Below are 25,604 nucleotides of genomic sequence, written 5' to 3' on the forward strand. Positions count from 1 at the left end.
TGGTTAATCTTCCTTGATTTCCAGCCGCTTGCCGTCAGCCCATAATTTTTCTAAATTATAAAAATCACGTGCCTCTTCCGTAAAGACATTGACAACAACATCGCCTAAGTCGAGCAGCAGCCAGTTGGAATCGCGGCCGCCTTCGATCCGGTAATTCGTGAAGTTATTTTTATGTGCCTCATCAATGATCGCATTAACAATCGCGTGCAGCTGCCTGTTCGAGCCAGCACTAGTAATCACATAATAATCAGCCAAAATGCTGATGCCCTGCATATCATAGGCCTCCGTGTCTTCACCATGACGGTCACTAATTGCCTTTAGTGTGAAAGCTAACACTTCTTTATTTTTCAAATTGTTCTCCTTAATTTTCCTCAACACTCCATACATTATAAGCCGCAAACGTCCGTGGGTAAATTTTGCTTCTTTTTTCTACCAAAAATTCCAGACTATGAGCAAGCTGAAATGCCACGCCCTGGTCAAGATTGGCAAAAGTTATTTTCCTTGCCTCTTCAACACCGGGAAAATCACGACCGGGTTCAATAAAATCGGCCATAAAAACAATTTTATCCAGCGTTGTCATCTGTACATCGCCGGTTGTGTGCCGGTCAACCGCGGTTAGAATTTCCGGATCGGTAATTTGCAAATCCCGTTTAATAAAATAAGTCCCGACTATGCCGTGCCAGATTGCCCGGTTCCAGTTAAGTAAATCCGGGTCAAAGCCCTGCGTCTTGATGACCTCACGGTATTCACTCACAGGTACCTGCTTGGCATAATCATGCACAAAACCGGCTAAAGCGGCCTTGTCTTGGTCATAACCATTAAGTTCAGCCAATTTCTGGGCTGTGCTGCTGACGCGCACACAATGGGCAAACCGCTGCTCATCCATGTTGCTTTTTTCTTTTGCGATTATTTCACTGCTGGAAAGCGGTGAATAAGTTTTCTTAAAAACTAACTCAGTCATGATAAAGCCCCTTTTTCTGCAAATATTCGATTACCGGATCGGGTACAAGGTAACGCAAAGAGCCACCTGTCCGATAAGCCTGGCGGACAGCTGTTCCCGAAATATCAAAGGCAGGCACATCCACCCAAATAAGCGGATACTGTGCCTTAACCGGATAATTCGGTCGCTGCACCCCAACCAAGGTTGCTATACGCGCAAGCACATCCGGCTTGCGCCAAGTCGGCAGCTGGCTAATTTGGTCACTGCCCATAATTAAATAATAGCGGTTAGCAGACCACTTCTGCTGAAGATATTCCAAAACATCCGTAACATAAGCTGGGCCCTTATGCAGCAGTTCAAAAGCATTGACTTTGAACGCGCGGTTGGTATGCGTTGCCAGTTCCAGCATGCAAATTCGGTCGTGAAAAGATGCAGCACAATCATTACCGGCCGCCGCAAACCAAATTTCATCTAAATTAAGTTTGCACATTACCTGCTGGGCTGCCAGCAACTGAGCATTATGAACCGGATCAAATTTGCCGATTATCAGGCCAATCTGCCGTTTTTGCTGCTGGCTAACTTCCTCTTTCTGTACTTTAACAACCGGTTTATTTTCAACACACTTAGAATAACTATTCATCAACATGACCCCTAAATTAATGCGCGTCTAATTCCTAAGCCAACGCCATCCGGTGTATAAGTTTTAACGACACAATCTGCCGGAACCGTCACAAAGCCAATGCCGCCAAAAAGCAAATCACTCTTACCTTCTGTATGCCATTCCTGACCCTTTAATGGCCCGATTTTATCTGGATCACTCGGCGGCACAAGCAATTCGCCAAGATGTTTAGCATAAAATTCATCCGCATTCTCTGTTTTCGTGCGGTGCAAATAAAGATCACGTGCCGCATAAACGGTAAAACTCGCAGGTGCACCCTTTAAATAATCTATCCGGCCAAGACCTGCCAAAAACAAGGTATTACCAGGTTTTAACTGATATGTAACGGGCTTGAGTGGCTTTCTGGGCGACACAAGCGCCAAATCTTTGGCATCAAGGTGCGTTGCCAGTTGGTTCTCTGTCATGATCCCCGGAGTATCAACTAAGAAGTGCCCATTATCAAGCGGAATTTCAATTTTATCAAGCGTCGTCCCAGGAAAACGTGAGGTAGTGATTAGATCTTGAACATCACCCAGTTCATCAATGATAGCATTAATGAGCGTTGACTTGCCAACATTTGTCATTCCCACAAAATAAACATCCTTATCTCGAGATTGCTTACCCAGATAAGAAATTAGCTCAGCTAAATTCTTCTTTTTGGCAGCACTGACCAAAAAGATTTTCTTGGGCCGCAGACCAACACGGTTGGCTTCCTGACGCATCCAGTCCTTAATTTTACTCTGCCGCGAATTTAGCGGAAACAGGTCAAACTTGTTGCCCACCAGAATAAAATCGTTCTTGCCGATGAAGCGTTTAAGCGACGAAATAAGGGAATTGGAAAAATCAAACAGGTCAACCACGTTAACCACCAATGCCTTTTTACTGGCAATTGAATTCAACAATGCCAAAAAATCATCATTATCAACCTTGACAGGCATAATTTCATTATAATGACGCAGACGGAAACAGCGTTGACAGTAAACATCATTTTCAGGGTTTTCCTGCGCCTTTTTAAGCGCACTTGCAGGCAAAAAACCCGCTGCATCTGCGTTGCTTGACTGCAAAACCGCTCCGCAGCCGATACACATAATTTCTTCAGCCATTTTTCAAAGTCTCCTTAAAAGTTACCCGGTGTGACAAAGCCAAAAAGAAAAAAATAATTTTTTCAAAGAAACGGTTAATCCGGGTATTCCACTTATCGGTTTCGATCAAGGGTTCGACGAGAACCGTTTCAACGCCGGCTAAATTTCCGGCCTGAATGTCGGTAATCAACTGGTCACCTACCATCATTACCTCTTCTGGCTGTAATTCCAGTTCCTGCCTTTTTTTAGTCAAGGCAAACGGCAAAGGTTTCTTTGATTTAGCTACAAAACTAATGTGATAAGGGTCAAGCACTTTGCCAACCCGTTGGGCGTTGTTGTTCGAAATTACCACCAGCTTAATTCCCGCTTGTGCTAAGACCTGGTTAAACTGATCCATCTTTTTAGCAGTCTCGAATTCGTTCCAGGCAAGCAGGGTATTATCTAAATCCGAAAACACCGCTTTTATCCCCAGTTCCTGCAATTGCGCCACATTTAAATGATAAATAGTGTCAATCGTATATTTTGGTCGAAATAACATTTATTTCCCTTCATTAGTCATTCACCCGTAATTCATTTCACAATATCCATTATAAAAGTATATCATTAAAGCAATATTGGACAAATTTATTTGGATAACTTTAAATCTGTTTCATAGAAAAAAGCAACTTTAGAGAAATTAGTCTCTAAAGCAGCTAATAAAATTATTTTTGAGTTTTTTTATTAGTATTGTAACTTCCGGACAGAATATCAATACTTTTAAAGAATAATTTAAAAGCACCAATACATCCTCCAATACCGGCAACACCGAAAATAGAACCCCAAACTTCATGATCGCTGACTAATAAGCTATAAGAAAAACATAAAAAAGCTATTATTAAAGCAAAGAAGATCAATAAAATTAACCAAGCTAATTTCCCTCTTCTTTTTTGTCGATCAGTTTCTAATTTTCTCCGATGATTAGATTCTTCCATCGCATTATCAATAATCTTTTCTGCAGCCTTAGGATATATCTTTTGGTATGCAGCTAATATTTCAGGATCTGGTAGTGGCCCAGCTGTAATTCTAATAGTTCGCTGCAAAAGATTAGCTTTTTCTTTAGGCGAAATTTTAGGATCTACTTTGATTTTATCCGCTATTTCTTTATCTAATTTTTTAATTTCAGCAGCTTCATCTAAATCAGCAGCAGTTTCTATTTGCTTATCCTCGGAATCTTTATTTTTCTTTTTCATAAGACAAAATACTACGCCTCAGGTCATTACCAATATTCTGCCAATCTTGGTTGGTAAATCCACCAATTACGGGCGAATTAATTTCAACCGGTCCATATAACTCTTTAACTAATTTTTCATAGCAATTATTGATTTTTCCAAATTTTTTAGCCAAATCTGGAAAATATTTACCTAAATTAAAATCCATTGCCAACCCTCCTTTTAAATAAGTTTAACATAAAAGCCGTAAAATTTGTGAGCAAAAACTGGCATAAAAAAATGACGCTAAAAGCGCCATTTTAAATTAGTTTAAAGCCTTTTTAGCAGTTGTAACTAATTGCGTAAATGTTTCTGAATCGTTATATGCAATATCAGCCAGCATCTTACGGTTAATGTCAACACCAGCCAATTTTAGGCCATGCATTAATTTCGAATACGAAATATCGTTCTGTCTTGCTGCAGCATTAATTCTGGCAATCCATAATTTTCTGAAGTCGCTCTTACGTCTTCTACGGTCACGGAAGGCATACTTGTAAGATACAAATAATTGTGTACTTGCAGCCTTAAATTGCATATGCTTTGCGCCACGGTAACCCTTGGCAAGCTTCATAACCTTCTTACGACGTTTACGTGTGACTGTTCCACCTTTAACTCTTGGCATCTGAAATTCCTCCTAATATCGCTACTATATCGTTCACAATGATAATTAACGCATTTGAGAAACCATCTGTTTGATGCGTTTCAAGTCGCTGCGTGAAACTAATGCAGCCTTTCTCAAATGACGACGTTGCTTCTTGGTCTTACCGTGGAAACGGTGACCAGTAAATGCGTGATGACGCTTTAATTCACCACTAGCTGTTTTCTTAAACCGCTTTGCAGAAGCACGGTGAGTTTTCATTTTTGGCATAATTTATTCCTCCAATTAACTATTTTTTGTTTTTATCACTCTTTGGCGCAAGCATCAAAAACATTGAACGTCCTTCCATCTTCGGCTTGCTAATAACAGTAGCAATATCCGATGTGGCTTCGGCCATCTTTTCGAGTACATCACGGCCCAATTCCTTATGAGTGATTGCACGACCCCTGAACCTAATCGAAACACGTACTTTAGCTCCTTCTTTAGTGATGAACTTTTGCACATGCTTTAATTTGGTATCAAAGTCATTGCCCTCAATCGTCGGACTCAAACGAATTTCTTTCACACTGACAGTCTTAGACTTTTTGCGCGATTCCTTGAGCTTCTTTTGCTGCTCAAAGCGATATTTGCTGTAGTCCATAATCCGGGCAACGGGTGGTTTGGCATTAGGCGAAATCAAAACTAAGTCTAATCCGGCAACATCTGCCTGCCGTAAAGCCTCGGTTTTGGTTACAACGCCGACCTGCTCACCATCTTCATTAATTAAACGCAGTTCGCGTGCGCGAATCCGATCGTTTAAAATCAAATTCTTTGGTATGACTCTTCACCTCCATGTTAATTTGAGGACAAGTAAAAGACGGACTAACACGGCCCGCCTTTTATCAACGAAAATTGATCAGCCTAGAGGTTTATTTAACGTAGGCGAGAAGCGGGAAGCTTCTTCTTGTTCTCAACTAAAAAGATATGTTACACGTTTTTTACTAAATTGTCAAATGTCAGTTAGCTTAAATCTACGCCATGTGCCTGCCAAGATAGCTGCCCGCCATTGAGATGGTAAAACAGACGATGAAATACAGCAGCGCGAGTGCCGCAAACATCGGCAAGATATAATTGGCATTCTGCCCATAAATTACCTGCGCGTGCTGCAGCAGTTCCGGAACCACAATGATGGTTGCAAGTGACGTGTCCTTAATCAATGACACGAACTGGCCAATGAGGGTCGGAATCATGTGCCGGTAAGCCTGCGGCAGAACAATGTGCCACAGGGCCTGAACGTAGGTTAGACCATTTGAGCGCGCCCCTTCTATTTGTCCCAACGGCACCGACTGAATTCCCGAGCGGACAATTTCAGCGATCATGCTTGATTCAAACACGGTCATAGCAATGATTGCCGCTAAAATGGCATCCGGCCGAAAGCCAAAATTGGGTAAACCAAAGTAGGTAAAGAAAATAATCAGCAGCAAGGGTAAATTGCGCACCAAGTCAATGATAAAGCCGACAACGGCTGAAACATATTTGATTTTCGCATAGCGAATGATGCCCAAGATCGAACCCAAGACAAAACTTAAAATGATGGCAATCACAGAAATATAAAGTGTGATGCCCAGCCCCTTGAGTAAAAAGCGGATATTAATCCATGATAAAGCGTTAAGCCAAGTTTGCATTGTTCAGTCCCCCTAAGCCAAGTTTCTTTCCAAGTGTTTCATGTAATAACTAAGCGGCATGGTAATCACCAGATACAAGACACCGATCACCAGGTAAGTATTGATCGTGTCAAAGGTGGTTGAAGCAATCGCATTAGCTTGGTACATCAGGTCAAAACCGGCAACAAAGGCCAGAATTGAAGAATCCTTGATCAGGTTAACAAACTGGTTGCCTAAAGGCGGCACCACAATTTTGAAAGCCTGCGGAAAAACAATATAACGCATTGCCTGAACGTAAGTCATTCCGTTTGCCCGGGCCGCCTCCATCTGCCCCGCTGCTACCGACTGGATACCTGAGCGAATTATCTCGGCGATAAATGCCGCCGTATAAAGAGACAAACCGATTGTGCCAGCAGTAAAACCATTCAATTGGGTAAAATATTTCGGAACAATCAAATAGAAAAACATGACAATAATCAACAGAGGAATGTTGCGAAAAAGCTCAACATAGGCGTGACCCAAGACATTAGCTACTTTATTGGGTAATACCTCTAACACTGCCAGCAAAATACCAAACACTAAGCTAAAGACTAGGGCAATCAGACTCGACAAGAGCGTCCAGCCAAAACCAACTAGCAACTGATTGCTAAAATGTTCAAAAATATTAATCATTTGTAATACAACCTCCGATAGTTAAAGCCCGGTACCTGGCCGAACCACTTTTTAATCAAGCGGTTATATTCACCGCTGCGCTGAATTTTAATGACCGCACGGTTAACCGCCGCTTCAAAGCCGCGCTGGTGTTTGTTAACCGCAATCCCGTATGGCTCCTTGGTGAATGTACCACCGCAGACCTTCAAAGAAGGATTTTCGGCAGCTAAGCCGTAAAGTACGCCGTTGTCACTGGTCAGAGCATCACCCTGATGCGACTTTAGAGCTGAAACCGCCTGACCGTAATCCTGCATGGCAATCACCTTGGCCTTGGGCGCAAAGCGCTTGACCACGTCAACAGAATTGTCGCCCAAAATTCCGATCACCGTTTTACCGTTCAGATCATGAACGTTCTTTATCTTGGAATCGTTGGGAACCAGCAAGGTTTTTCCGGCATTAAAGTAAGAATGAGAAAAATCAATTATTTTTTCCCGTTCCGCCGTAATTGTCATTGTGGCAATTACCGCGTCAACGTTGCCGTTTTTAAGCAAAGGAATCCGCGACTGGGAGGTTGCTAAAATAAACTTTACCTTGCCCTTAGGTCCTAAAACCTCGCGGGTCACAGCTTTGGCCATGTCAATGTCAAAACCCTTGACCTGGTCATCACGGACATCAATTAGGCTGAAGAGCTTTTTATCACCCTCAACGCCCCAGGTAATCGTGTTAGACTGGCGAACCGTTTTTAACGCCGACTCATCGGTCACGCTTCGGCCGCAGCCCACAAGCAGCAAGACACTGAACAGTAAGGAAAGCAAGCAAAAATTTTTCTTCATAATGGGCCTCCCTAGTGCGCAATGATTTTACTCAAAAATTGCTGGGCCCGCTGTGTCTGCGGCTGCTTGAAGAACGCTGAACTGTCATCGTCTTCAACAATCCGGCCCTCATCCATAAAGATCACCCGGTTTGCCACTTCCTTGGCAAAACCCATTTCGTGGGTCACGATCAACGAGGTCATCTCGCTAGCCGTTGTTACCTTCTTGATAACCTGCAGCACCTCATCAATCATCTCGGGATCAAGCGCCGAGGTTGGCTCATCAAATAACAATAGCTTGGGATGCATGGCCAGCGAGCGCGCAATGGCGACCCGCTGCTTCTGCCCGCCCGAAATCTGGGACGGCATATTCTGCGCCTTGTCTTTCAGTCCAACCATTTCAAGCAGCTCAAGTGCCTGCTTCTTATTTTCGGTTTCAGGCATGTGGCTGACAATCCGCGGTGCCAGCATAATATTTTCCAAAACACTTTTATTAGCGTAAAGGTTAAAATGCTGGAACACCATCCCCACATCCCGACGCAAAAGGTTGGCATTGGTTTTGGGATCGGCCAAATCACGGTTGTTAACGATTAACTTCCCGCCCTCAATCGACTCCAGGCCGTTAATTGTGCGAATCAAGGTGCTTTTCCCGGAACCAGAAGGCCCGATTAAAACAACGGTTTCACCCTGATCAATTGTTAAATTAATATCATGCAAAGCGTGGAATTTACCGTAAAATTTCTGCACGTTGCGGAATTCGATCATCGACATAAATTTCTCCTTATATAAAAGCATTAAATTTAAGTATCAGATTGAAACACTCAGCTAGCTAAAATCCAATAGAGCATACCGTCCACACTACAGTTGTAACTCGACGTGCAAATATTAACAGATTTTTTAAATTTAAAAGTGTTGTAAGTGACTAATACATTTTCACAAATTAATTATTTTACCTAAATTATTTTATTTTTCTCTTGAATATGACTTAACATCCTGGTCGATTTCCTTAATAAATTCGGCCATACTCTTGGAAATTTCTTCTTCAGTACCGTAACGGCGGACATTAACTCCGTTACTTTCCATTTCCTTATCACCCAGAACCAAGGTGTACGGAATCTTTTGGGTTTGCGATTCGCGAATCTTGTAGCCCAGTTTTTCATTTCGCAGGTCTGCCTCAGCCCGGAAACCGCGCTTATTCAGTTCGTCGCGGACCTTCTTAGCGTAATCGCTGTGGGCATCAGGGTTAACCGGAATGATCTCAACCTGAACCGGTGCCAGCCATGTTGGAAAGGCGCCCTTGTATATTTCAATCAGGTAAGCAATAAATCTTTCCATCGTGCCGACAATTCCGCGGTGGATCATTACCGGCCGGTGGTCTTCACCGTCTTGACCAACATAAGTCAGCTCAAATTGTTCTGGCAGCAGGAAGTCTAATTGAATCGTTGACATCGTCTCGTCGGTACCCAAAGCCGTCTTGGTTTGAATGTCTAATTTTGGTCCGTAGAAGGCAGCTTCACCTTCGGCCTCAACATAGTCAAGTCCCAGGTCATCCATGGCCTCTTTCAGCATTGACTGGCTTCTCTCCCACATTTCGTCGTTAGAAAAGTACTTCTTGGTGTTTTTCGGGTCACGGTATGACAGACGGAAGTAATAGTCCTTAATGTCAAAGTCCTTGTAGACATCCAGCACTAATTTCAATGTTCGAGAAAATTCAGATTTGACTTGATCAAGTGCAACGAAGGTGTGACCATCATTCAGGGTCATTTCTCGCACCCGCTGCAAGCCTGACAAGGCACCGGATTTTTCATATCTGTGCATCATTCCCAGTTCGGCAATTCGGATTGGCAGTTCCCGGTAAGAACGAATGTGGTGCTTGTAAATTTGAATATGGGACGGGCAGTTCATCGGCCGTATTTCCAGCATTTCGCCGTCACCCATGTCCATTGGCGGAAACATATCGTCACGGTAATGTGCCCAGTGGCCGGAAGTCTTGTAAGCATCGAGGTTCATCAGTACTGGCGTGTAAACGTGCTGGTAGCCCCAGGCAACTTCCTTGTCGATGATATAGCGCTCGATGACGCGGCGAATTGTTGCTCCTTTCGGCATCCAGTATGGCAAGCCGGCACCAACTTTCGGATCAACGAAGAAGAGGTCAAGGTCACGGCCGATTGTCCGGTGATCGCGCTCCTTAATGTCCTCACGCCGCTTCAGGTCGGCATCCAGATCAGCTTTCTTGAAGAAGGCCGTTCCGGAAATTCGCTGCAGCATCGGGTTAGATGATTGGCCCTGCCAGTAAGCACCGGCAACCGACAAAAGCTTGAACTGTTTAATTTTACCGGTATTTGGCAAAAGGGCTGCGAAGCCGAAATCAACGAAGTCGCCCAGCTTATAAACCGCAACCGGATCTTTTTCGTCTTTTAATAAAGCGAGTTTGTATGGATCATCCTTGAAAAGATCTTCAAGTTTACTCTTAGGCATTTCACCATATTCAATTTTTTCGCCGCTCTTAACGGCTTTTTGCAAAGCTTTTTCCAGCTGTGGCAACTCGTTAATCTTGATTTGATTTTCCTTGTCGGTGTCGACAAAGAAACCATCTTTATCAGCTGCATGCTCGCCAAAACGAAGTTCAGGATAAGCCTTCTTGGCAACAGCCTCAAACACAAAGGCAACCGTTGCCCGTAAAACATCTAACCCTTCTTCATCCTTATCGGTTACAATGGCAACTTCTGCATCCCCGCTGATTTGATAGTCAAGCGGCTTCAGTTGACCGTTAACTTTCCCGGCAACTGCGCTCTTGGCAAGAGAAGTTGAAATTCCCTTGGCAATTTCTAGAACAGAAACAGTCTCTTCGTAATCTTTCTTTGCGCCGTCCGGCAAAGTAACTGAAAAACTCATATTTATGTTTACCTCCAAATATTTTTAAAAACAAAAAAGTCCCAGTGCACTAAGCACTGGGACGCATTAACGTGGTTCCACCCAAAATTAAGGTTAAAATTAACCTCCTCGTTACGGATCGGTAATGGGATCCAACCATTTTTCAAATTTTGAGTTCAAATGAGTGGGGTGACTTCAAGTAAAGAACTTCCAGAACTAGGTTCTTCTCTCTGAAACGAAATCATCATGTTCATTGATTGAACCTAATTATAAACAAATTTATTTTTAATGCAAGAACTTTTTAAAAAAATATTTAGCAGCAAAAACTATTCGAACAAATTATCACTACAAATAAATTTTTTATCGTCTTCTGTTCTCACCCGCAACCACAACTTCCTTTGCCAAAAAGCGCACGCGCTCCATCAGTCGGGCAGCCTTGACCGGATCAATGGCATTTTTGGTTTCCTTAAAATGATCTTCCAAGTCTTTCATCGCTAAATTTGAAGAGAAAAAGGTCGGCAGCACTTTGTCCATGCGTGCCTGTAAAATGACGCCAAGGACATCATCACGCGACCACTGGCTCAGTGTCTCCGCCCCAATGTCATCCAAAATCAGCAGATCGCAATCGGCGACCCGTTTAATCTCATCCTGCAAGCTGTTGTCCTCAAAGTGGCTGGATAAGCCGGCAATAAATGTCGGAACGTGCAGGAAAATCACGTTCTTGCCCATTGCTGCAACCTGGTTAGCCAAACCGGCCAAAAGATAGGTTTTACCGACACCAAAATTACCGGACAAGTACAAGCCTTTTTGGTGCGGCTTTTCCCCATATTTATCCAAAAAATGACTGATCAAGGCAATCGCCTCGCTTCGTCCCTGAGTAATATCAACCTGGCTTAAGCGAACATCATGCAGGTTCTGCGGCAAATCAATCAGCTGCAGGTGCTTCTTCGTGCTTTTCTCATGATCGCTGGCAATTTTGGCAGCGGTGGGCTTGTACGTAACATCAATTACATTGTTGTTCAAAAACAGCTCAGCCTGATACCCGGCCATTGCCTTATTTTGCCCGTATTTTTGCGAATAAAACTTGTATAAATTGGCCATGCTGCGCTCAATCATGGCAGCATTAACCCGCGCTTGATTTTCTTTAATAAAAGCCTGAATATCCGAATCCGCCAAGACCTTTTGTTTGATTGCAGCCGGATCCCCTAAGTCATATTTTTTGCTTATTTCTTCGATTATCTTGCCAATTGCCTGCATAATTTCACCTACTTCATGCCGTTCTTATCTTCCAAGTTTTTGAAAAATTGTTTTAATTCTTCTGACGAAACATTTTCCTCATTTTTAGCCTTCGTTTTCGACCAATCTGTGCCCTTTTCGACCCGCTTATGATAGTTATTATAAACCTTCCGTTTCTGGTTCTTGCCTTCGCGGCGCTTAGTCACGTACGCTAGCGCCTGATCCGCCGTCTTCACGCCGTTCTGCAGCCAGTCATTGGCAATGCTGTAGGCCAAATTAGCAGATAAAGCGGGGTTAAAGCCAAGACAGGTATAGATAAGAATGTTGACTAAATCTGCGGGCAGACCGTATTGGTTGTGCAGATTATTGATAATCTGGTTTTCACTGGCGTAAACAAAACCGCCCTTTTCCTTTTTCATTTTATATAAAAATTGGGCCGGCGATAACGTCTGGGCCAACCGCAGAATCTTTTGCTCTTTTCCATTAAATGCGGAAGTATCCTGCTTATTAGCTGACGGTGCTGCCAATTCCTGCTTAACCTGCTGACGGCGCCCAGTCAAACGGTAATTCTCTGCGAGGCTTTGGCTGATCTCCCGCATATTTAATGTGTAGCTGCCGTGAAGACACGGCAGTGTCTCGTCAACGAATTCCTGCTCCGATAAACCGTAGGTCTGCATCAGACCCTGAATCTGCTTTTTGTTCAGTTCAACCTGCTTCTCCGGAATCTGGTAAAGCAAAAATTGCTGCTTCATCAAGTCCCAGTCAACCACCGCATGATCGTTAACTTGGGCTTCCTTGACCTGCTCAACCTGATTTTCCTTAGCGGCCTGCTCAACTTCTGCCGATGGATTAATGGCTTCCTGGTCGGGCAAACGGAACACATCGATAAATGAGGCCGAAACATCCCTGCTGGAATTCAAGCCGTTAACCAAATTTTTTTGTTCCTTAGACCGACTAGCAAATTCATGACTCAAATTCTTAAAGGAACTAACCCCCACTTTTTCTTTCAGCAGACTGGATAAAAGCGCAGTTGCAAAAAATTCTGCCGCGGATGGCACCTTTAATAATTCAAACGTGATTACTTGTCCCATGACTTCATTATTCAGCAGCAGCGTTTTGATCAGGCCGACCGCTTCCAACTTGTGCAGTGCCTTAAAGAGGTTTGGTAGGCTGCAGTCAAGCTGCTCCTGTAAGTGGTAAAGACCCGTAGCATCCGACAAAATGGCATTAGCAGAAAAATCCTCGTTCAGAGTCAAATACAGGGACAAAGCAACGGGACCAACCAGCGGCTGGTATAACTTAATCAAAATTTTAATGTCATCTGGAAATAAAGCAACCTTGTTGATAATAAAAAATGGCTGCTTGGGATCAGAATTGGAATACATTATGAATTTTCCTTCTCCCGTTTAACCATCATGTCTTCCATTGTCTTCATAAAACTGGACATGTCTTTAAATTCGCGGTAAATCGAGGCAAAACGGATATAGGCAACATCATCCAAATCAGCCAGTTCATCCATCACAAATTGACCGATTTTTTTTGATGAGATTTCATTGACACCAAGTTTCCTAACCTTGTTTTCAACATGGTTGACCAGCTGTTCAAATTCTTCACTGGTAATTGGGCGCTTCTGCCCCGCCGCCATCACACCGTGCAAGATTTTTTTGCGGCTAAAGGGTTCCCGCGTGCCATCATTCTTAATGACAAGCAAGGGGCTGGTTTCAATCCGCTCAAACGTCGTGAAGCGGAAGCCGCAATTTTCACATTCACGCCTGCGCCTGATTGCGCGATTTTCGTCGCTGGGACGGGAATCAATTACCCGTGAAGCATTCTGATGACAATTTGGACACTCCATAATTATGGCTCCTTTTTTATCTGTTTTAACAACTGTGTTAGTTTAGCTTCTAATTCTTTTATTGTACCGGTGTTGACCACTACATATGTTGCCAGTTCTTCTTTCGCCGAAAGCGGCATCTGACTGGCAATCCGTGCCTGGGCCTCTTCTTTTGTAAGTCCATTGCGTGCCATTAACCGCGCCAGCTGAACAGATTGCGGCACCGTAATCAAAAGGGTGGCGTCAAATTGAGCACTCATTCCCGCTTCAAACAAGAGTGGGATATCGACAATAAGAAGGGACGCCCTTTTTTGACGCTGCATTTTTATCTCAGCAGCCAGCTCACGATCAATCAGCGGATGCGTCAGTTCATTTAAAACTTGCAGCTGCTTAGGATCCGAAAAAACCAGCTCACCGAGTTTTTTCCGGTTAACCGTTTGGTCCACATTAAGAAACTCTTTGCCAAAATGTTTCTTGACCTGCTGCCAACTGGGCTGACCAACATTTAAAAGATCGTGGGCAATCTGGTCGCTGTCAATCACGGGTATGCCCTGCCTGCTGAAAAAACGATCCGCTGTGCTCTTGCCGCTGGCAATTCCCCCAGTTAGACCCAAAACCAAAGTCATTTGTAAAGCACCTGACAGCTAGGGCAAAAAGTGGTACCACGACCGCCGACCTTGATTTTCTCTAAAACCGTGCCGCACAACCTGCATGGTTCCCCTGCATGGCCGTAAACCTGCAGCATTTCCTGAAAACCGCCAATTTGCCCGTTGGCATCAAGATAGGTGTGGACAGTAGTTCCGTGCTTGGTAATTGCCTGGGCGATCAAAGAATTAATATTGTGCTGCAGCTCATTGACCTTTTTCGCTGGAATCTTATTGGCCAGACTCAGCGGATGAATTTTTGTCCGCCACAAGACCTCATCAACATAAATGTTGCCCAGACCGGCGACAATGCTCTGATCAAGCAGAGTACTTTTGATATTTTTCTTCTTACGACGCAGACCCGCTGCCAAATAGGCCGCCGTAAATTCCGGCGAATTAGGTTCATAGCCCAACTTGCTGATTCCAGTGACAACTTTTTCTGTGCCGCTTTCGACAAGCTGCATGCGGCCAAACTTGCGTACATCGTTGTAGCGCAGGGCTGTGTCATCAGTAAATTCAAACTGAACATGGTCGTGTTTGTCCTTAGGTTCAGATGCCGTTGTCAGGCGGTACTTTCCTTCCATTCTTAAGTGTGAAACAATCGTTAGGTTGCCGCTCAAACGAATCAGCAGGTACTTTGCATAACGGTCGATCGTTACAATCTTTTTACCAGGAAGGACCGCCGCAAACTCATTCGGATCGCTGGCAATAATTTTGGGGTACCACAGCGTCACCTTCTTGATTGTTTTACCCGTAATCAGCGGATTCAACGTTCTTCTAACCGTTTCAACTTCCGGCATCTCTGGCATTAACTCTTACCTCTACTTTGCATCATACCAATTGTGGCCCCAGCCGGAATCCGCAACCAGCGGAATGTCCAGCTTGACTGCTGACTGCATTACTTCTGGAACAATCTTCTTAATTGTTTCCAGCTCTTCCTTAGGCACATCAAAAATCAACTCATCGTGCACCTGGACTACCATCTTGGTCTTGAGGTGCAATTCGTCCAGCTTTCTTTGCATATTAATCATAGCAATTTTGATAATATCGGCAGCAGAACCCTGAATCGGCGAATTAATCGCTGTCCGTTCCGCAAATGAGCGCACATTAAAATTCTTGGAATGAATGTCAGGCAGGTAACGACGCCGGTGCATGATCGTTTCGGCATAGCCGTTTTCCCGGGCCACCTGTACGGCCTTATCCATGTAATCCTTGATCTGCGGATACTGCTCAAAGTAATTATCAATAAATTCCTTGGCCTGCTTGCGGCTGATTCCCAGATTCTTTGACAAGCCGTAATCAGAAATACCGTAGACAATCCCAAAGTTAACCGCCTTGGCCCGGCGCCGCATCAGCGGTGTGACCAAATCCGGAGAAGCAAGGTGAAAAATCTTCATTGCCGTGTGCGAGTGAATGTCATAGCCGGTCTTAAAGGCTTCCTGCATGTTTTCATCACCGGAAACATGGGCCAGGACTCGCAACTCGATTTGTGAATAGTCACAGGAAAAAATATACCCGTCTTTGGTGGTCGGTACAAAGGCCTTCCTAATCTGTTTGCCCTCTTCCGTCCTTGTCGGAATATTCTGCAGGTTGGGATCAACCGACGACAAGCGGCCAGTTGCTGTCAAAGTTTGCAGGTAACGGGTATGAACACGGCCGTCTTTTTGAATCACATCCAGCAAACCCTTAACATAGGTTGACTGAATCTTGGCAATCTGCCGGTAATCCAAAATTTCGTTGACAATCGGGCTTTGGGTGCTGAGCTGCTTTAGGACCTCAACCGATGTCGAATAACCCGTTTTGGTTTTCTTCAGAGGCGGCAGCCCCAGCTTTTCAAACAGAATATGACCCAGCTGCTTAGGTGAATTAAGGTTGAAGCGCTCACCCGCCTGCTGATAAATTTTGTCTTCCATTTCGTTGAGCTTGACTGCAAATTCATTCTGCAGCTGGATCAGCGTGCCAGCCTCCACCTTCATGCCATTCATTTCCATCACAGCTAATACGCGAGCCGTCGGAATCTCAATGCTGTCAAACAAGTCATCCTGCTCGTGGTCTTTCAGCTTGGCCAGCAAGATGGCCTTTAATTTAGCCAGTGCCTGGACAATCGATGCCAGGTGATTGTAAAGCACGGCATCATCGTCAGGAACACGCATACTCTTGCCCTTGCCGTAAACCTCAAGATCGGTTTTGACCGAATAATCATCGTATAGGTGGCAGATTTCGCCGACGTCATTTGAATTGTTCTCATTGTTAATCAAGTAGGAAGCCAGCAGCATGTCGTAGTCAATGCCGTGGACCTTGATATCCAGACGGTTCAGGCCGACCATGGTCCGCTTGAGGTCAAAAACATTTTTAGCAACTTGTTCATCTTCCAGGATCTGCTTCAGCGGTTGTTCCTGCAGCAGCGACACATCACGGCTGACATAAATTTGCCCAGCAATATTCAAGGCGAAACCAATAAAATCAGCCAGGTGATAATTATCACCTAGCATTCCCAAATAAAAATCAATCCTCTTCCTGGGGGCAGCTTTGACCTGAGCAAGTGTTTCTTTATCTAAAACGGTGTAGGCAATCTTTTCTGCTGCGGTGTCATCCTGATCGGTATCAACCTGCAATTCGCTCAAAAATTTTCGGAAATTCATCTGTTCATAAAATTCTCGCAGCTTCTGATAATCAATCTCTTGGCGCTTGACGTTAGCAATGCCAATTGTAACGGGGCTCTCCCGATCAATCGTTGCTAATTTTTTCGCTAAAAAGGCCGTGTCCTTGTCGTTAATCAGATTCTCCTTGAGCTTGGATTTCTTCATCTCATCAACGTGGTCATACAAATTTTCAATTGAGCCATACTGCGCAATCAGACGGGAAGCGGTCTTGGGACCGACCTTGGTCACGCCGGGATAATTATCCGAATTATCCCCCATCAGGGCTTTCATATCAATGAACTGAGTCGGGGTAACTCCATTAACCTTCATCATGTGCTCGGGCGTATAGGCCTCAAGCTTAGAAACCCCAGATTTAGTCACCATAATGGTCGTGCTTGGTGAAGCAAGCTGGGTTAAGTCTTTGTCCCCTGTGACTACTGTGGTTTCAAAATCATTTTGCTCACCCAGATTGACAAAGGTACCGATAATATCATCGGCCTCATAATTTTTAAGTTCGTAGGTAGCAATGCCCAAATCGTGCAGCATTTCCTGAATGTAGGGCAGCTGTTCCAGCAATTCACTCGGCGTCTTCTGCCGGCCACCCTTATAGTCGCTATACATCTTGTTTCTAAACGTCATCTTGCCAGCATCGAAGGCAACAAGGACATGAGTTGGCTTTACGTCTTTCAGCAGGACATCCAGCATATTTTTGAAGGCATAAATGGCATTGGTATGAAGGCCTTCAGGATTCTTAAAGTCTTCGAGCTGACGATAAAGGGCATAGAAGGCCCGAAAAGAAACAGAATTTCCGTCAATTAAAAGCAATTTTTTAGCAGCCATTTGTTCTCCTTTAATACAACAAATTAATCTCTTACCTATTTTACCAGTTTTTGCTCTTTTCTAGCAGTCTTAAGTTCATATAAAGGCAATGATTAAAATTTCCCGGGGAATAATACGAAAATATTAAACGTGCCCTCAAACATGATAATTAAAATTAACAAGCAAAAAAGAGGCAACTATAAGCAAGCGCCCCTTTTCATGTACGGTAAAAATAATTTTAATGTATTAGCGCCCGTTCTTTAATTCTGGGGCTATCCCTCCTCCCAAGGATTTGTCTTTATCCTTTTATAAAATAACAATTTATCATTTATGTTATTTAAATTCATTAAAAATATTATATCTTTATATTATCATTAATTTGATAAAATTTAAACAACTTTTTAAAATAATATTAAATAATTCCTTTAATTACCAGCTAGTCTTAAGATTAAGATTATAGTTATGGCTTTATTTTGTAAGACATTTTTATAAATCAAAGCACAACAAATTGTAGCTTAAATTAGAAAATATTTTTTATGCTGATAATTTTTGGCAAATAGTTATTTAATTTTAAAATAATTTGCTTTCCGTATAATCAAAAACAGCATTCAGTATACTGCCGAACATCGTTTTAAATATTTTTTGCTCGTAATTATCCTATCCAGTTATCTTCAATATTCTTTGTATTGATGTATTCACCGGTATCAACCGCATAGTAAGTCTGACCATTAATCTGCTTTGAACCATGTGTTTGAATAATTGAACCCGAATTTAGAATCAGGCTGTTTGAACGATTGCCATTTTCATCATAAAGATAAGCATTGTGCTTCAATCGCATCCGGCTGCCAGTTGTTGACAGGCTACCCTTGTTCAAGCCGGGAAGTGATGTTCCTGCAGTTGGCGGGAAGTTATCTTTCTTAATGTACCTGTTCTTGCCAATTTTACACCATTCGTACTTAAATATGTTGTCAACAATGAACTGCCATTCACTTTGTTTGTAGAAGAAACAGCATTAATTTTCAAAGTACCATTATTGTAGTCCAAAGCCCAACCGCCAAAATTAGGCAAAGCCATTCTTGGCGTAATTTGTGCATCTACATTATTTGTAGCCGCTGTGATCATGACGCTAATCGTTGTTTTAGCGTCTGTTAAATCAAACAAACTTACTTTAAATGCTGCATCATTTGTATCAACGAATTTATTGTATTTATCCAAGACATCCTGGCCCTGAGTAATCGCATCTGTTACCGCTTTTTGCCTATCCTCTGCAGCTTGCTTAAACGGCTCAGTTGCGACAAAGTCATTGCCTTTTTTAATTTCGGCTTGCAAATCAGTAGCAGCGGTAGCCAAATTCGCAGCACTATCTGCGGACTTAGTTTCAGCACGTGATTCCGCAGTTGGACTTTCAATTTCTTTAGTTGAAGCAGTTTGCTCCGAGCCATCATGTAAGAAACTCTTTAGCCCTGAATATGTGGTCACATCAGCTTTAGACACATTGTTTGCTTTTTTACTATTAGTTGTTGCCCCAGCATTATCACTAATATTCAGACCTGTTTCCTTGCTTTCGGTTTGCCTGCTGTCTTCAATATCCGCTTCTTGACTACCTGAACCCACAGTATCTGCCTTAGCCATTTGACTTGCCGCACCCATGAAACTAAAACCTATTAAAACAGACGCTGTACCAACTGCCAGCTTTCTAATAGAGAAGCGGTCCCTTTTAGACTGCATTTCCACTGTTTTTAGCTTTTCACTAAAATTCGATTTCCCCAGCATGTTATTCTCCTTTATCATTAAAATTAATTTTAATAAATATATATTACCATTATTTTAGTAAAAACCAAACTTTTTAAATAAAATATAATAAACATTATTTTGTAGCATTAATTTAAAATAAATATTTATATAAGCAGATAGTTAATTTGAGCAAGCGATTTTAAATAAATATGCAAATCATTCACGTGATAAAATCATTGTCATATAGGGATTTGATAAATTAATTTTTTGAAGCAAAACTAATAATTATATTATCAGTTAATAAATATGCTATTTATCAAGTTGAATATAAGTTAGCTATATTAAATTTATAATTTAGTATTATAATTATTAATTTTATGGATATATCGCTTAAATAATAACTGCTAAATTATAGCAATAGTAAATAAGTAATATGTTTACGCTGATAAGCTATCCATGATAAGCTATTTATAAAATTCAGCTATATCAGACAAGCTGAAAGGAGTACCTTTAAAATTTCTTAAGTGTATTTGTATAAATGTCTTTTACATATTTAATAAGAATCAGTCTATTTATTACTTTGCTTAAAATTTAAGCCAAAAAAACAGTGAATCAATTATTCGTTGAAAATCGATTCACTGCTAAATTAAAATATTTATTGCTTAAAGAATCACCAGAAACCTATAAAGGCTATTCTGCTCCGCCCGCCGCAGCCTGCGGATCATCAAACACACTGGTAACCGTCCGTTTAATATAGTCAGCGGCTTTAGGAACCTTGTACAATTCAGTTTCTTCCTTCTCAAAGACATTTTCACCGGAAATCACGTTCATTGCCGAGCGCACTGCATCTGCGCCCAGATTATCTGCCGCATCCGGAAATGATAAGCTGGTCTTTTTGTTTTTACTGTTCAAAAAAGTTAATTTTAGTGTAGTAGTCGTTGTCATTTTTTATCTCCTTATTTTCTGCTGCCAATTATCGCTATGATACTATTCTTGTTCACTAAGCTGAATGCCCTGCTTCTGAATCAGTGTTGCTTCACTCAAGGCATCATCTTGCAGACCCGCAATCGCCTTGCCAACTTTGGCTAAGCTATCAGCTGAGGATTGTTCACGCACATTTTTAAAAATTCGAGACTTTTTGCCGTCTTTGTATTTAGCATTGCTGAAAGTATATTGGATTGACTGAGCTATTAGTTCAAAATTCATCGTAAAAACCTCTCTCGTATTCTTGATGTTGCTATTTTATGTAAGTAACCTGCGCGCTGGATGTCTTACACTAATACTAACGATTTAGAACCCGAAAATGTAACATGCTTTTTCAAATTATTTATTTCACAAAAAGTAAAAATCGGTATTCTAGTTTTATAGGCTTTAATTTTTTAAACTCAGCCGTTCTAATTATGAAATTCAGAAAAAATACGCAATTGTACCTTTCATCTTAATAGACTAATCTAATTCAATCCTTTCTCATATTGGCTTCAATAATCAAATTTATTTCTTTTTCTTGTATTCATCAATTTTTCTAATGTCTCATATTTATAAAAGTAAATCCAGCTTACTACCAATAAAAGAGTCAAGCTAAGAACAACCCATATAAAATCCATAAATTTTGATCCTTTAGAGTAATCAACTAAAACAGCAGCTGCTATCAAAATTATCTCTAACCCTATAATTATTGCTTTCCCCAATTTTTTAATTCCAAGCCAAACTTTCGACAACTTCATCATTTGCAACTTCTTTTTCTTCATTCTTTACTTCCCATGCTGATTAACCTAACAAAAATCTCTTAGGTTCAAATCTAAGAGACTTCTACAAAATATTTAGGTTTTCAAATATGCAACAAGATTACGCCGTCTTATCCGCAATTGTCACTTTAACTGGTACATCATCATACGTACCATCAGCGTACATTACCCGGAGAACCATATTGCCCAAACGGCCATCTAAACTGTTAATATCACTTACAAAGTTTCCATTGTCATCAATTGAGAAATTAAGATTTGCCAGTTGACCATCATTATTCATCACTTTGCCAGCAAGTAAATTAGCATCAACAACGATTGGTCTTGTGCCACCCTTCCCCTGTAATTGCTCCAATGTATAAATAAAGCCATGATTATCAATGAAGGTTAAACTGGATGTCAAATCTGCAAGTGAAATTTTTTGCCCTTTATTGACAGTTATTGGACTTGCTTTAACATCATACAAGCCAGCATCAGACTTTATAAGCACTTGATCCACGTCCGTTCCTAACCAAAATGAAGAGACTGGTGTTGCTAAATTATAAGCTTCTAACGCTTTTTCACCACTAAAACCAGCATAAATGTAATTGGCCTTACCGTCAGTAATGATTTCATCCGCTGAATTTGAATAAGGATCATCGGTTGTAACATCAACAGTACCAGCAAAATCAGGTCGAGGTGAACCTGAACCTAAATTAAGATTAGTGGCTCGATTCAGCAGCCAATTATTCTCTCCATCACTTACCGCAATATTTTGTCCAGTAATATCGGTATGCCCAACAATAACTCCATAAGTTTTGATTAATCTCGGATTAGTCGCTGTAATATTTATATCTGTTTGAAAATTAAAATAATGCCAATCATTCATTAAAAAGCTGGCATTATTGCCAACTTGAAAATCAATTCCGTTCATTAAGCTTCCACCTTGCCAACATGCATCAGAATCAATTGATAAATTAGCATCATCACCAATTACAAACACATTCGTATCTATAGTTTCTTGGTCACGAGTCTTGATATTGACTGTTGAACCATTTCCAATTATTAGACCACCACCACACAATAGCTCAGGATGATTATCGGATAAAACATCAATATTCATATCTATCTGGGAACCAGGAGCTATTTCAACAGAATTTTTAAAACATTCATACATATTATTTGCCGCTGTATATGAGATTTTACCTGACAAACTGGTTGGATCATTCGTAGCAAAATTGGTTAGCTTTGAATCGTTTAGATATACATGACTAAAACCTTGTACCCGATAAGTTGCGTCACTTGAACCAATAGCGATTGTTGCATTTTGAATAATTAGTGGACTTTTAGCACCGTTAATGTCCAACCACTTAATATTTTCGTTAGTAATAGTTTTATTATTAGCATCAATTATTTTATAACCATTGACATCTACAGACGGTTGATCAGGGTGTGCAAAATGTGCACCTTTATCGGAAATGTCATTTGTCAGTGTGATTTTACGCACTTTTTCATCTGCACATGCAGCCGTAAACTCGTCCCAAGTCCCCACTTTTGTTTGACTCTTATCCACTATAGGCATTCCACGTTGTAGTGAAGCCGTTGGGGTAATTTGTCTCTTGGCTGAAGCATCCTTTTCTGGTGCTGTTGTCACATCTTCATCTTTAGCAGACGATTGTGTGCCTTTCTCTGGAACTATCGGTCGTTGTGAAGCTTGATTAACTGACTCTTGTGGAGATGCTTGGTCATTATTTGTACTTGTAGTAGTGACTGCTGATTGATTGCTTGTATCAGAATCTTGTGTTTGCCCTGGAACATCAACAGTGTCTGCCTTAGCAGTTTCTCCAGCAGCACCAGCTAAACTTAATCCTAATAGCACCGAAGCTGCCCCAATGCTTAATTTACGAATTGAAAAGCGTTCTTTGCTAGCTTGAAGCAAATTTTGCCTTAATTGTTCACTATTTTTTATTGTCATAAGTAATTACTTCCTTTAAGATTAATAAAATTATCATAACTAAAGGAATTATATATCCATTGGTAAATAAATTAAACATTATATATAAACGCTACGTAATAAATAAAGATAATAGATAGATTTTATAAAAAGCTGTATTAGACAATAGTTATTTAATTTTAGTCTTATTCTTGTAAATGTTAACAAGCACAATATTTTATATTATAGCCAAGAATACTATTTTAAATTTTTAAAGCCATAGATTTTATATTATCATGATATAAATAACAAGCTCAAATCACTAAATTTTACTAAATTAATATTTTAAGAATGACCTCACCTTATTGCTCGAATAAGTTTGACCATCGAGTAAGAGGTAATTCACATTACCGACCTCTCACACCATCGTACACATGGTTCCGTATACGGCGCACAATTTTACTCTCTTCAAGTCTCTGTATCCTTCTGTTCACCAGAAATCTGTTGCACACTCCAGACATACCCTCACTCTCCTAGAGCTACTCTTTATTGGTAGTCCTCATTCTGTTGTCTATGCAGACTTCTACTTCCTAGATAAGATACAATTTGTTGTAATTCGGTCCTTCACTGCTTTAACAGCTACTATGACCTCGACTAACTTCTATCCTATCAATTAAGTATCACTACTTAACCTGTCTATTATAAACTGGTAAAACAGACCTCACCGGGTAAGAACAATAACTTTCCTGTCACCTAATCGCTGGCTTACCTGCAATAATTTTGCGTAGTATCAGACTTCAGTTTGCTGCGCAACCTTATCCACTATTACCGGTCTTATAGCCAATTCTTGTCCATCGGTTGGAGCAGTTTGCTTTGGGCAAACTGAAAATTTTACCTCCAGCTAATGATTCCAACGTAAGCACAAAATAACCACACGTACTTGAAGGCATACAAATAGCAGCACAAAAGCGTCAAGATTCTTCTTTTCTTGGCGTTTTCTGCTGCTTAAGCGACTTCTTGATTTGTGGACTTTTGTTCCCATGGCATATATGTATTCAATGCTTCTTCTGGGGGAAAAGCTCCTAATTTTGGCAGCTCCTCTAATAAAAGCTTTAGATATGCAAGTGCATCTATGCCATTTTCAGTCGCACTTTTAATTAGCGTTAACCAAATTGCATTCGCTTCTGCGCCTTTAGGACTTGTACTAAAAAGGAAATTCTTGCGGTCAATCACTAAAGTCTTGACTGCTTGTTCACAAGTATTGTTGCTTAGATCGACTTCACCATAATCTAAAACATGATTTAAATACTCTTGTTGTCCATTTGCATAAGCAATGGCTTTACCTAAACGTGACTTAGGCAATACCTTGATTTCTACCACACATTTCCAAAATTCAGCTAGTAATGGTTGCAGTTCTTTTTGCCGCATCGTTAAACGCTCGGCTGCCGGTAAATTCTGCCACATTCATTCTTTAGCGAACATTTTTTGAATAATGTCAAATGGCACTTGGGCTTGCTCGTCAGTTTTTAAGGCATCAAAGAATTTTCGTCTCGTATGAGCCCAGCAGCCAACTCGTGCCTTGCTAGCAACTAGATTGTAACCAGCATAACCATCACACTGCAAAACGCCAGTGAATCCTTGATATAGTTCTTGGGCAAAACTACTAGCACGCGTGGGGCTATAAGCATAATAAACTGCTGCCTGCTTAGCTCTTTCAACCGTTCGCATCACCCAGGCATATGACTTGAACTGGGCTGGACGCTTTGCTTCACGCAAGACCTGGACAGTTGTTTCATCACCTTGAAGATATGGCTGTGCCAGCAAATGCTTATGAATTGCATCATAGACTGGTTTGACAAGCTTAGCACCATTAATTACCCAATTGGCTAGAGTTGCATTACTAGTCTGCCAGCCTAGGCGTTGCCAGTTCTGCAGTTGCCGGTATAAGGGTGTCCCTAACGCTAGCTTATCATAAATTATTTCGGCTACTAAATCTGATGTTGCTAAGCTATGGGCAAATAAATCTGTAGCTGCTTGAGCTTGATAAAAGATAGTTTGCTCATCGTCTGCATCTTCGCACTTATAAATTTCGGTATAAATTTCTTCTTTGACCAACTTAGCCGGAACATAGCGCAGCTTAGTCTGAAGCAGTTTACAGCCAACCTTAGTTAGTTTGTGACCATGGATGCAATGATCCTGGTCTGGTTTGAGGATAGTTACCTTAACTTCAACTTTACTGTTTAAGGCTTCTGCTCTGGACGTTTTTTGACACTTCTGTGCTGGCTTTGTGCACGTCTGATCAGTTTTGTTGGCTTTGCTTTGGTCTGCGGGGTGCTCTGCTGAGTTAAAAACACTATCATCATCCGTTAACAACGAAAGCTGATCTGGATTAACCTTTTCGGATTTAGTTCCATAAAGTTTTTTGGTTAAATATTTAACCATTTCTTCTAATTCTTTGACTCTAGCTTTTAATTCAGCGATTTCTTGATCTTTTTTGATAAGTTCTTGATCTTTTTCAGACATGCTTAAAACTCCTG

The 25,604-nt window shown here is 41.4% G+C and carries 27 protein-coding genes, 1 pseudogene and 1 other annotated feature; all 28 genes and pseudogenes read right to left on the reverse strand.

The features are described 5' to 3' along the window. Positions 1-3: 3 nt before the first annotated feature. Positions 4-387 (reverse strand): ribosome silencing factor, encoded by a 384-nt coding sequence (gene rsfS, locus PT285_RS07095; RefSeq protein WP_374211469.1) that lies wholly within the window; start codon positions 385-387, stop codon positions 4-6. Further along, entirely contained in the window at positions 362-961 is a 600-nt protein-coding gene (yqeK, locus tag PT285_RS07100) for a bis(5'-nucleosyl)-tetraphosphatase (symmetrical) YqeK (RefSeq protein WP_277149106.1), read from the reverse strand. The genes rsfS and yqeK overlap by 26 nt, the downstream gene beginning before the upstream one ends. After that, positions 954-1,580 (reverse strand): nicotinate (nicotinamide) nucleotide adenylyltransferase, encoded by a 627-nt coding sequence (gene nadD / locus PT285_RS07105; protein ID WP_277149108.1) that lies wholly within the window; start codon positions 1,578-1,580, stop codon positions 954-956. Before nadD ends, yqeK begins: the two co-directional genes overlap by 8 nt. 11 nt (positions 1,581-1,591) lie before the next feature. Then, complete coding sequence (gene yqeH, locus PT285_RS07110; protein ID WP_277149110.1) at positions 1,592-2,701, reverse strand: ribosome biogenesis GTPase YqeH; 1,110 nt, start codon at positions 2,699-2,701, stop codon at positions 1,592-1,594. Next, on the reverse strand, positions 2,694-3,218 hold the full coding sequence (locus tag PT285_RS07115; protein WP_277149112.1) for a YqeG family HAD IIIA-type phosphatase: 525 nt from the start codon (positions 3,216-3,218) through the stop codon (positions 2,694-2,696). The genes yqeH and PT285_RS07115 overlap by 8 nt, the downstream gene beginning before the upstream one ends. 163 nt (positions 3,219-3,381) lie before the next feature. Then, complete coding sequence (locus PT285_RS07120) at positions 3,382-3,909, reverse strand: DUF2335 domain-containing protein (protein ID WP_277149114.1); 528 nt, start codon at positions 3,907-3,909, stop codon at positions 3,382-3,384. After that, the gene (locus PT285_RS07125) at positions 3,893-4,096 is read right to left on the reverse strand and encodes a hypothetical protein (RefSeq protein ID WP_277149116.1); all 204 of its coding nucleotides are present in this window, start codon (positions 4,094-4,096) and stop codon (positions 3,893-3,895) included. The genes PT285_RS07120 and PT285_RS07125 overlap by 17 nt, the downstream gene beginning before the upstream one ends. 96 nt (positions 4,097-4,192) lie before the next feature. Next, a complete protein-coding gene (gene rplT, locus PT285_RS07130) occupies positions 4,193-4,549 on the reverse strand; it encodes a 50S ribosomal protein L20 (RefSeq protein WP_277149117.1) in 357 nt (118 codons plus the stop codon). A gap of 45 nt (positions 4,550-4,594) precedes the next feature. Continuing rightward, the gene (rpmI, locus tag PT285_RS07135) at positions 4,595-4,795 is read right to left on the reverse strand and encodes a 50S ribosomal protein L35 (protein WP_277149119.1); all 201 of its coding nucleotides are present in this window, start codon (positions 4,793-4,795) and stop codon (positions 4,595-4,597) included. Between the two features lie 19 nt (positions 4,796-4,814). After that, a complete protein-coding gene (infC, locus tag PT285_RS07140) occupies positions 4,815-5,330 on the reverse strand; it encodes a translation initiation factor IF-3 (protein ID WP_277149121.1) in 516 nt (171 codons plus the stop codon). 37 nt (positions 5,331-5,367) lie between these two features. Beyond that, positions 5,368-5,476 (reverse strand) — a sequence feature (ribosomal protein L20 leader region). A gap of 59 nt (positions 5,477-5,535) precedes the next feature. After that, the gene (locus PT285_RS07145; RefSeq protein ID WP_277149123.1) at positions 5,536-6,189 is read right to left on the reverse strand and encodes an amino acid ABC transporter permease; all 654 of its coding nucleotides are present in this window, start codon (positions 6,187-6,189) and stop codon (positions 5,536-5,538) included. A gap of 12 nt (positions 6,190-6,201) precedes the next feature. Further along, positions 6,202-6,840, reverse strand: coding sequence for an amino acid ABC transporter permease (locus PT285_RS07150; RefSeq protein WP_277149125.1), 639 nt, complete (start codon positions 6,838-6,840; stop codon positions 6,202-6,204). After that, positions 6,837-7,652, reverse strand: a complete 816-nt coding sequence (locus PT285_RS07155) for a transporter substrate-binding domain-containing protein (RefSeq protein WP_277149127.1) — start codon at positions 7,650-7,652, stop codon at positions 6,837-6,839. Before PT285_RS07155 ends, PT285_RS07150 begins: the two co-directional genes overlap by 4 nt. Positions 7,653-7,663: 11 nt before the next feature. Further along, the gene (locus tag PT285_RS07160; protein WP_277149129.1) at positions 7,664-8,401 is read right to left on the reverse strand and encodes an amino acid ABC transporter ATP-binding protein; all 738 of its coding nucleotides are present in this window, start codon (positions 8,399-8,401) and stop codon (positions 7,664-7,666) included. A gap of 192 nt (positions 8,402-8,593) precedes the next feature. Continuing rightward, positions 8,594-10,525 (reverse strand): threonine--tRNA ligase, encoded by a 1,932-nt coding sequence (gene thrS, locus PT285_RS07165; protein WP_277149131.1) that lies wholly within the window; start codon positions 10,523-10,525, stop codon positions 8,594-8,596. Between the two features lie 339 nt (positions 10,526-10,864). Then, positions 10,865-11,761, reverse strand: a complete 897-nt coding sequence (gene dnaI / locus PT285_RS07170) for a primosomal protein DnaI (protein ID WP_277149133.1) — start codon at positions 11,759-11,761, stop codon at positions 10,865-10,867. A gap of 8 nt (positions 11,762-11,769) precedes the next feature. Further along, positions 11,770-13,125: a DnaD domain protein gene (locus PT285_RS07175; protein WP_277149135.1), complete on the reverse strand. Its 1,356-nt coding sequence runs from the start codon at positions 13,123-13,125 to the stop codon at positions 11,770-11,772. Continuing rightward, positions 13,125-13,595 (reverse strand): transcriptional regulator NrdR, encoded by a 471-nt coding sequence (gene nrdR, locus PT285_RS07180; protein ID WP_277149137.1) that lies wholly within the window; start codon positions 13,593-13,595, stop codon positions 13,125-13,127. The genes PT285_RS07175 and nrdR overlap by 1 nt, the downstream gene beginning before the upstream one ends. A gap of 2 nt (positions 13,596-13,597) precedes the next feature. After that, entirely contained in the window at positions 13,598-14,200 is a 603-nt protein-coding gene (gene coaE, locus PT285_RS07185; RefSeq protein WP_277149139.1) for a dephospho-CoA kinase, read from the reverse strand. Continuing rightward, entirely contained in the window at positions 14,197-15,027 is an 831-nt protein-coding gene (mutM, locus tag PT285_RS07190; protein WP_277149141.1) for a bifunctional DNA-formamidopyrimidine glycosylase/DNA-(apurinic or apyrimidinic site) lyase, read from the reverse strand. Before mutM ends, coaE begins: the two co-directional genes overlap by 4 nt. A gap of 12 nt (positions 15,028-15,039) precedes the next feature. Next, positions 15,040-17,700: a DNA polymerase I gene (gene polA, locus PT285_RS07195; RefSeq protein ID WP_277149143.1), complete on the reverse strand. Its 2,661-nt coding sequence runs from the start codon at positions 17,698-17,700 to the stop codon at positions 15,040-15,042. 631 nt (positions 17,701-18,331) lie between these two features. Continuing rightward, positions 18,332-18,553, reverse strand: a complete 222-nt coding sequence (locus PT285_RS07200) for an SLAP domain-containing protein (RefSeq protein ID WP_277149146.1) — start codon at positions 18,551-18,553, stop codon at positions 18,332-18,334. Then, positions 18,550-19,452 (reverse strand): YSIRK-type signal peptide-containing protein, encoded by a 903-nt coding sequence (locus tag PT285_RS07205; protein ID WP_277149149.1) that lies wholly within the window; start codon positions 19,450-19,452, stop codon positions 18,550-18,552. Before PT285_RS07205 ends, PT285_RS07200 begins: the two co-directional genes overlap by 4 nt. Before the next feature lie 651 nt (positions 19,453-20,103). Next, positions 20,104-20,358 (reverse strand): DUF2922 domain-containing protein, encoded by a 255-nt coding sequence (locus PT285_RS07210; RefSeq protein ID WP_277149151.1) that lies wholly within the window; start codon positions 20,356-20,358, stop codon positions 20,104-20,106. Positions 20,359-20,400: 42 nt separating this feature from the next. After that, positions 20,401-20,619, reverse strand: a complete 219-nt coding sequence (locus PT285_RS07215) for a DUF1659 domain-containing protein (protein ID WP_277149153.1) — start codon at positions 20,617-20,619, stop codon at positions 20,401-20,403. A 272-nt stretch (positions 20,620-20,891) separates the two neighbouring features. Continuing rightward, a complete protein-coding gene (locus PT285_RS07220) occupies positions 20,892-21,161 on the reverse strand; it encodes a hypothetical protein (protein WP_277149155.1) in 270 nt (89 codons plus the stop codon). Positions 21,162-21,258: 97 nt separating this feature from the next. After that, a complete protein-coding gene (locus PT285_RS07225; RefSeq protein WP_277149157.1) occupies positions 21,259-23,109 on the reverse strand; it encodes a YSIRK-type signal peptide-containing protein in 1,851 nt (616 codons plus the stop codon). A gap of 963 nt (positions 23,110-24,072) precedes the next feature. Further along, positions 24,073-25,590: pseudogene (locus tag PT285_RS07230) on the reverse strand (IS66 family transposase). Positions 25,591-25,604 lie beyond the last annotated feature (14 nt).

Origin of the sequence: Lactobacillus sp. ESL0791, from assembly GCF_029433255.1 — a bacterium.
Classification (GTDB): domain Bacteria; phylum Bacillota; class Bacilli; order Lactobacillales; family Lactobacillaceae; genus Lactobacillus.